This is a genomic window from Caballeronia sp. (assembly GCF_028292365.1).
In the GTDB taxonomy this organism is placed as follows: Bacteria; Pseudomonadota; Gammaproteobacteria; order Burkholderiales; family Burkholderiaceae; genus Caballeronia.
This window is the reverse complement of the sequence record NZ_JAQGMM010000161.1, coordinates 1-7,180: the sequence shown is the minus strand read 5'-3', so window position 1 is coordinate 7,180 and position 7,180 is coordinate 1. Positions and strand designations below refer to the sequence as shown.

The 7,180-nt window shown below is 57.0% G+C and carries 9 protein-coding genes and 1 pseudogene; all 10 read right to left on the bottom strand.

All coding sequences use genetic code 11. The annotated features are described in order from the left end of the window. The coding region (locus JWR14_RS09925; protein ID WP_299705260.1) for a hypothetical protein at window positions 1-182 on the bottom strand (182 nt) is incomplete at its 3' end. 23 nt (window positions 183-205) lie between these two features. Next, the gene (locus JWR14_RS09920; RefSeq protein ID WP_299705257.1) at window positions 206-574 is read right to left on the bottom strand and encodes a cupin domain-containing protein; all 369 of its coding nucleotides are present in this window, start codon (window positions 572-574) and stop codon (window positions 206-208) included. 26 nt (window positions 575-600) lie between these two features. After that, window positions 601-1,437, bottom strand: a complete 837-nt coding sequence (locus tag JWR14_RS09915) for a transporter substrate-binding domain-containing protein (RefSeq protein WP_299705254.1) — start codon at window positions 1,435-1,437, stop codon at window positions 601-603. 69 nt (window positions 1,438-1,506) lie between these two features. After that, window positions 1,507-2,166 carry an amino acid ABC transporter permease gene (locus JWR14_RS09910; protein WP_299705251.1) on the bottom strand — a complete coding sequence of 220 codons (660 nt, stop codon included), beginning with the start codon at window positions 2,164-2,166 and terminating at the stop codon, window positions 1,507-1,509. After that, entirely contained in the window at window positions 2,166-2,801 is a 636-nt protein-coding gene (locus JWR14_RS09905) for an amino acid ABC transporter permease (protein WP_299705248.1), read from the bottom strand. Before JWR14_RS09905 ends, JWR14_RS09910 begins: the two co-directional genes overlap by 1 nt. 5 nt (window positions 2,802-2,806) lie before the next feature. Continuing rightward, complete coding sequence (locus JWR14_RS09900) at window positions 2,807-3,622, bottom strand: amino acid ABC transporter ATP-binding protein (RefSeq protein WP_299705245.1); 816 nt, start codon at window positions 3,620-3,622, stop codon at window positions 2,807-2,809. 201 nt (window positions 3,623-3,823) lie between these two features. Beyond that, window positions 3,824-4,342 (bottom strand): MarR family winged helix-turn-helix transcriptional regulator, encoded by a 519-nt coding sequence (locus JWR14_RS09895; RefSeq protein ID WP_299705242.1) that lies wholly within the window; start codon window positions 4,340-4,342, stop codon window positions 3,824-3,826. 85 nt (window positions 4,343-4,427) lie between these two features. Continuing rightward, window positions 4,428-5,387 carry an ornithine cyclodeaminase gene (locus JWR14_RS09890; RefSeq protein ID WP_299705239.1) on the bottom strand — a complete coding sequence of 320 codons (960 nt, stop codon included), beginning with the start codon at window positions 5,385-5,387 and terminating at the stop codon, window positions 4,428-4,430. After that, a complete protein-coding gene (locus JWR14_RS09885) occupies window positions 5,384-6,709 on the bottom strand; it encodes a Xaa-Pro peptidase family protein (RefSeq protein WP_299705236.1) in 1,326 nt (441 codons plus the stop codon). The genes JWR14_RS09890 and JWR14_RS09885 overlap by 4 nt, the downstream gene beginning before the upstream one ends. A 235-nt stretch (window positions 6,710-6,944) precedes the next feature. Then, window positions 6,945-7,180: pseudogene (locus JWR14_RS09880) on the bottom strand (N-methylproline demethylase); the annotation flags it as partial.

Here is a 7,180-nt window from a genome sequence, read left to right as displayed (position 1 = left end):
GCGCCCGCCAACACCTCTTCGGCAGACTCAGCCACCACGCAGTGCTGATTTCGCGCCAGCGTGCTGGCGATCTCGGCATTGCGCGGTGAGAGCAAGACCTTACCGTCGTAGCCGCCTCGACGGAGCGCCGCAATAAAATATGAAGCGAATTGTCCCGTTCCGATTACGCCAAGATGGGTCATGGATGCGTCCGATATCTGCATGATTACGGCAACGCCGCCCCTGTATTCCGATAGATCAGCATAACTATGCATCCCTTCTCGGACGCCGCTGTATGCAGCGTTCCTGGCGAACGCACACAATACTGCCCACGCAAGTAAGTACGCTCTTCATCCGAGAATTCACCGTCGAGGACATAGATCTCCTCGAACAAATCATGACTGTGCGAATCCGTCCTTGCGCCGGGTTTAACTCGCATCAAGGCGGTGGACTCGCCAGTGGAAGGATTCTCGAACAACGTCACAATATCGAATCCCGGCGCATCCGATGGCTGCCATTGAAGGGCCATCGCATCGAGAAAATGCGAGCCCTTCACATCAGGACCCAACGTGACTCGCATGCCTGAGTTGATCATTGCCTCTCCTCAATGCGAGACGTGGGCTACTGAACCAGTCGCGGCTGGCCAACATCGGCGGCTGAGGGCTCCAGACCGTGCGCCTTCAGGATCCGCGCGATATCGCCAGATTTGTGCAGATCGGCGATGTCCGCGCTCAAGGCATCACCGAGTGCCTGATTCGACTTCGTGTACGGAAATGCGGTCTGGCCCGGCTGAACCGATGCCGGGACCCTGGGGTCCGGCTTCACTGGCATGATCTTTATCGAAGGATAGCCGCCCTTCTTCTGGTCGTATTGCGCAACGGCGAAGCTGTCCGTCCCCACGTCAATCCGGCCAGCCGCCAGATCCTGAGCCATGGCGACCGGATTGGGATAGAGGGTCAACGAACTTCCGAGTACCTTCTGGAGGTCGCCCGTCCAAAGATAACCCTGAACCGATCCTACGCGTTTGCCCTGCAAACCGGCAATGGTGTCGATACCCTCCTTGGAGATGACGCCCATCTGATCGAGGTACATTGGCCCGCTAAGCCCCAGGACCTTCGCGCGATCAGCCGTCCGGTACCAGTCACCCATTCCTATGTCCGCTTTCCCCGACACGACCGACTGGATGACGGCTGCCGGATCCACCGTGCTGATAGAGAGCTTCAGGCATTCCTTCGCCGCGATGAGCTTGACGATATCTCCGTCAACGCCACCAATATCCGCGCTGCCCGCCGGAATCGAATACGGAGGAAATACCCATGCTGCAACCGATAAAGTGCCGGACGTAATGGTCGGAAACGTATGGGCGGGCTTGCACTGATCCGCGAAGGCAGAATAGGTGACGCAGGACAAAAGGAGGCCGGCGCACAGTCTCCTGAAGAACTTCTCGGATGTTTTCATGTCGTTTTCCTATCGTGGCTTCAGTGGAGGGATATTCACAGGCAGCTAAGCGGCAAAGACCGAGCGGATCTATCGAACGGCATGACGTCCCAATCTTCGTTCAAGTACGGAAACAAACAGCGTTGCGGGAATGCAGATGACAGCGAACATCAAGCCGGCAAGGATCAGTACCGGCATATATTCAAAGGTCGTTGAGCCGATGTTCGACGCCCGGCTGACCAGCTCGGGAAGCGCGATCGTGAAGCAAAGGGACGTTGCCTGAAGCATCATTATCGAAAACCCGAGTAGCGCGGGCAACGCAACCCTCAGGCCCTGGGGAACGATCACAAAGCGCAGTGCGTCAAGGCCGTTGAGTCCGATCACTAACGCTGCCTCTTTTTGCCCATACGGGACGGCCTCGAATCCCGCCCGGATGATCTCGCTTGTATAGGCGCCGGTGCAGCACGCCAGCGCAACCACCGCCGATGCAAACGATGACAACGTAAGGCCCGCCGTCGGCAAGCCGAAATAAACAAACTGGAGCAGGATAAGAACCGGCGCGCCTCTTCCGATTTCAACGAACGTCAACGCGGTAAACCTGATCGCCTTCGACTTGGCCGGCACCGCAAGCGCGAGTACGAGCCCTAACGGAATGCCTATCGCGAGGCTCAGAGCGGTGACTTCGAGCGAGAGGCCATAACCGTCGATGAGCTCCGGCAGCCAGCCCTTCCAGAGGTTAAGAAGCTCCATTATCTCGATACCCTCGAACGCAATTGAACGTCAGCCCAGCGCGATAGCCACGCGATCGGCAAGCTCAGGAGTATGTAAAGAAGCGCCGCGGCCGCGTAGACGCTCAGCCCGCGAAAGGTCTGTTGAGAAATGTGATACGACTGATAGGCCAGATCGGTCACGCCAATGGTCGACGCGACGGCAGAGTCCTTAAGCAGGCCGATAAGATACGTAGCGCCGGACGGTAATGCGATCCTCGTCAACTGCGGCAAAACGACGTCACGAAACTGCTGGCTCCGCGTCAGGTTCAACACCTTCGCCGCTTCGAACTGTCCCGGGTGAATAGCGGTCAACGCACCTCGATAGATTTCGGACATATTGGCGGCGGTCACCAGGCCGAGGCCCACCACGGCCGCAGTAAACGGGCTCATGGCTATGAGACCGTTGCCAATGCCAAAGAACACAAAGAAGAGCCAGACGATGGGTGGAATTGACCGGCAGGACACCACAATCGCCGTCGACGTGAGTCGCAACCAGCCGATACTCGAAAGGCGCATTGCGCAAAGCGGCAATCCGAGTACCGCGCCCAGAATGAACGACGCCAGGGTGAGCGCAATTGTCCACGGCACGCCCTTCAGGATTGCTGTGAGATCCATGATCATTACCGGTCCCTCACTGCGCTAAGGAACTTGGCCGCGCGTTCGGTCTTCGGAGCACGCATGATTTCGGCGCTGGGTCCTTCCTCGAGTATGTGACCTTCAGCCATCAGGATCACACGATCCGAAACGTTCTCTGCAAAATGCATCTCATGGGTAACGACGATCATCGTCATGCCCGATACGGCAAGCTCCTTCATGACCGCCAGCACTTCGAGACCCAACTCCGGATCCAGTGCGGAAGTGGGTTCGTCGAACAACATGATTTCCGGCTCAAGAGCCAACGCACGCGCAATGGCGATCCGTTGCTGCTGCCCGCCGGAACACCGCGCGGGATACTGGCTCGCTTTGTCTGCCAGGCCAACGCGTGCGAGAAGGTCCATCGATCTTGCGTCCGCCTCTTTTCTGGAGCGCCCCATGGTGCGCTCCTGCGCAAGACTGACGTTGCGCAGCACGGAGAGGTGGGGAAACAGGTTGAAGGACTGGAAAACCATGCCGATCTTCCGGCGCAATGCGACGAGGTTCCGCCTGGAGGGTGGGCTTCCAGCGTCGATCGTTACGCCTCCGATTGTCACTTTGCCTTCGTTCGGTGGCTCGAGTTGATTGATACACCGAAGCAACGTGCTTTTTCCGGAACCGCTGGGGCCTATGATCGCGATGACCTCTCCGACTCGCATCTGAAAGCTGATGTTCGCAAGGACCCTGTGCGTGCCGTATGTCTTGCTCACCGATTCAACGCAAAGTATCGGCTCGCCCGTTGACCCCGCGCGCTGCGAGGCAACTGGCCCGGACTCTAGAAAGGGAGAAGCAATACTATTCATGGAACTCACTCCGTGAACTTCGTGCGAAACCGGTCTCGGTCGCATGGGGCTTACATTACTGCGTGTCCAGTCGATTTGATCCACTTGATTTGACTAAGCCAAAAAGCAGACCTCAAGTGATGCTTTCGCACCATGTAGTGCACAAATTGAATTAACTGTTCGTGGCTCTTCACGGGCTTAGCAGCCCTTCGCTCAACGCCTTCACCACTCATGGCGAAACTGCATCAGCTTGTTCAGCACTTGATCGAGCAAGGCGCGCTCCGATGAGCTCAACCCGCTCAGCATGGTCGATTGCCGCTCGATAGCAACGGGTACCACACGTTCGTAGAGCTTCCGCCCGCTTTCGTTCAACATAAGCGAGCTCTCACGCCGGTCAAGCGGATTGATCTTGCGCCGGATCATCTTCCTTTCGCTTAGTCGCGTTACCGCACGGCTGATGCTGTTTTTTGGACGGCCGGTCACGTCGCAAATTGTCTTGGCAGCCATCGGACCATAGGAACTCAGGCAACTCAGTACGTTGAACTCGTCACGGCCGACGTCGAAGTCACGACTCATCGCTGAAAAGCATGGCTCGGTGTAGTAGTTCGACCAGAGAGTGAAGCGCCATGCGTCGCTGATCGGTCCATTCGTGACGACCGCGGCGAACACGTCTTGTGTATTAACGGCGCTATCGGAAGCCTTCAGTTCTGTTTCCCGACTATCCTCAACTGTACTAACCATAACTACTTATCCTTGAATTCGGCAACCAGGCAAAATCATAAACAGACCGCATCTGGACCTGCAGCAGGTCGCGCGCTTCCAACCCTCAATGAAAAGAGTCGGACAACCATTCCGCCACCATCAGATCCAGATGGCCGCCGCCACCATTTTTGAACAGGGTAATTTCCTGCGGGTCGCGTCGCCCGGGAACCTCCTTCCTGCACAAGCCAAAGAGATCTCCCCGTATGTCCGACAGGGCGATGGTTCCATTCTTCAGCGGTTGAACAATGTCGCCGCAATGCTCAGCCGTGAGCCCCAGATGATCTACAAAAATACTCGACCGAAGAATGGCGGCGTCGTTTGCCTCGCGCATGTCCGGGGTGAAGCCGCCGACAAGATCGACATGGCACCCAGGCTTCAGCCACTTGCCATCGAGCACAGGTGTAGACGATGACGTCAGGCACACCACGATGTCAGCGTCCGCAACACTTGCCTCCAGATCATTCGACACATGAAAATTGACGGGCAGAAAACGCTCCGCTATCAACTGCTCTGCGCGATTTCGGTTCCGGTTCCACACGTCAATCCGTTCGATGGTCGGGCAAACCGCGTGCAGGTAGGTCAGATGAGTCCTGGCCTGAGCGCCAGCGCCAAGCACGATCAGTTTCTTCGGGTTAACCGGAGCAAGGTACCGCGCCGCGAGCGCCGAATCAGCCGCAGTCTTGCATCGGGTAAAGCTTTCTCCCACTATGAAAGACCTGAAGCGCCCATCCAGCCGGTCGACCAGTGCAATCGCCGAATGGTACGTGGGCGAAGGCTCGTTCAATTGACCGTTGTCGGGGGAGATCGAAACGAGTTTTGCCGCCATTGATCCGTCCGTCCGTGCCCCCACCCAGACGAGCAACTCGGCACTGGGCCGGTCGTCCCTCAAGCTCGACGTATGAAGTCGCCCAACGGTTTCGTATCCCTCCAGATGCTTCCTTTCCATTGCGTCGATTAGTGCAATTGGGGAAACCCGCGCCAGCACCGCGTCGGCATCAATCACGCGAGGAAGGGCTTCGGTCATGATGAGTATGTGCGACCGAGCAGCGGACTTTGCGAAAGGACGACTGAACCGTTCGCGGTTATCAGCACTTGCTCCTCAAGCTTGACACCCTCTTTACCGCCCTGCTCCCCGATGTAACTCTCCACCGAGACGACCATGTTTTCCTGGAAGGTTCCGTCGTATCCCCAGGCATCGAAGTCGACGGCATAGGCGACGCTCGGATATTCATCCACCAGCCCGACACCGTGAAGCATCATCATGTATCGGTTGTGCACGTACCGTTGCGGAACCGGCCAGCATTGTTCGGCGAATTCGCGAAACGAAAGTCCCGCGCGAAGCAGACCCACGTTGTGCATGATCTGGTCTTCCGCGAAGCCCAGGAGATTTCCCTGGTTTGCTGACATCGCGAGACCCGGACAAACGAAACTTCGGGAAATATCGGACAGGTAGCCGCCTGGCCCGACCATATCTGTGTCGAAACAAACCATGTCGCCCGCCTCGATCACCCGGTTCGTCGCATCCTGGAACCACGGGTTGGTGCGCGGGCCGGAATTCAGCAGCCGGCTTTCGGCCCACTCCCCGCCGTGCGCGATGTTTGTCTCATGCAGGATGCTCCATAGCTGGTTCTCGGTCACACCGGCATGAAGCGACTCGACCATGCGCGATATACCCAGATCGCACACGGCCATGGACACCTCGTGCTGCGCGATCTCCTCCGGCGACTTGATCAGTCGCGCTTGTTCGGTAAGCGGCTGCGCGTCGAACAATTCGATGCCATGCGCCTTCAGGCGCTCTGCACCCCAGGGATCGCAGCGATCAACCGCTAAGCGGCGATTACCTGCGCCGTAGGTGGAAACGAGGTCGGCCACTTCCCTGGCCCATAACGTAGCTTTTTCTTCGACTCTCGGACCCGCAAGAAAGTACAGCCACGGAATGGCCGGACGTATCTCGTCGATGGTCTCAATGCCCTCGCTGTTGTGTTGGCTGCTAGCGAAGTCAAACAGGACGACCGGTCCGTCTGTAGCGATATAGACATAACGACTCGGCGAATGCATGACCCAGAGTCCGAGATTGTTCGTGTCAGTCGCGTAGCGGATGTTCAGCGGATCCGCCAACAGGATTCCGCCGTAATCATGCGACCTCAGTTGCGCGCGAATTCTCTCGAGACGATAAGCGCGAAGCGAGCGCCGGTCGATGCCCTCATACTTTTCAATCAGCGACCGGTCGACAGGCGCGATCTGGTGACCCATGACCGCCTGATCATCCCGATACTCGCGGCCGTCGCGAGGACGTTGCAGGGTCCGGCCGGAAAGGCGCGCGTCACGATCCATGGTTACGTCCATCCAATTTCGACTTACTGTCCGACCACCGATAATTTCAGATTAGTCCCACGTGGAACCATATGTCAAGGTATCAAAAACGCCGATTTAACGCGGACCGTCTAGTCGCATTTTGAAGCGTTTGCATAATAGATTGACGCGCCCGGAAGCTTATGGACGGCACCACGATAACCATTATTATTAGTTATCCAAATCACTATAAAAGCCCATGCGAGCTTTAACAAAACTGTCGCCTCAGCTACAGATCCTTGACCAGACGGAGCGCATCGTAGATTGCCGCATGGGTGTTGCGTGCCGACACCGCATCGCCGATACGGAAAAGCTGGAACGCTCCTTCTGGATTGGATTTGCGTGACTGTTTCGTCCCACCAATAAGATCATCATAGTCGAGGGCGCCGAGGTTGCTCGACATCGGCTTCAGTTCAAAATACAAATCATCCATTGGAATTGTTCCGTGATTCACCACGACCTGGT

Bases quoted from the DNA above. Each gene is read 5' to 3' on its own strand.
- JWR14_RS09900 (WP_299705245.1), bottom strand. From the start codon at position 3,622: ATGAATAGTATTGCTTCTCCCTTTCTAGAGTCCGGGCCAGTTGCCTCG.
- JWR14_RS09915 (WP_299705254.1), bottom strand. From the start codon at position 1,437: ATGAAAACATCCGAGAAGTTCTTCAGGAGACTGTGCGCCGGCCTCCTT.
- JWR14_RS09905 (WP_299705248.1), bottom strand. From the start codon at position 2,801: ATGGATCTCACAGCAATCCTGAAGGGCGTGCCGTGGACAATTGCGCTC.
- JWR14_RS09920 (WP_299705257.1), bottom strand. From the start codon at position 574: ATGATCAACTCAGGCATGCGAGTCACGTTGGGTCCTGATGTGAAGGGC.
- JWR14_RS09895 (WP_299705242.1), bottom strand. From the start codon at position 4,342: ATGGTTAGTACAGTTGAGGATAGTCGGGAAACAGAACTGAAGGCTTCC.
- JWR14_RS09910 (WP_299705251.1), bottom strand. From the start codon at position 2,166: ATGGAGCTTCTTAACCTCTGGAAGGGCTGGCTGCCGGAGCTCATCGAC.
- JWR14_RS09885 (WP_299705236.1), bottom strand. From the start codon at position 6,709: ATGGACGTAACCATGGATCGTGACGCGCGCCTTTCCGGCCGGACCCTG.
- JWR14_RS09890 (WP_299705239.1), bottom strand. From the start codon at position 5,387: ATGACCGAAGCCCTTCCTCGCGTGATTGATGCCGACGCGGTGCTGGCG.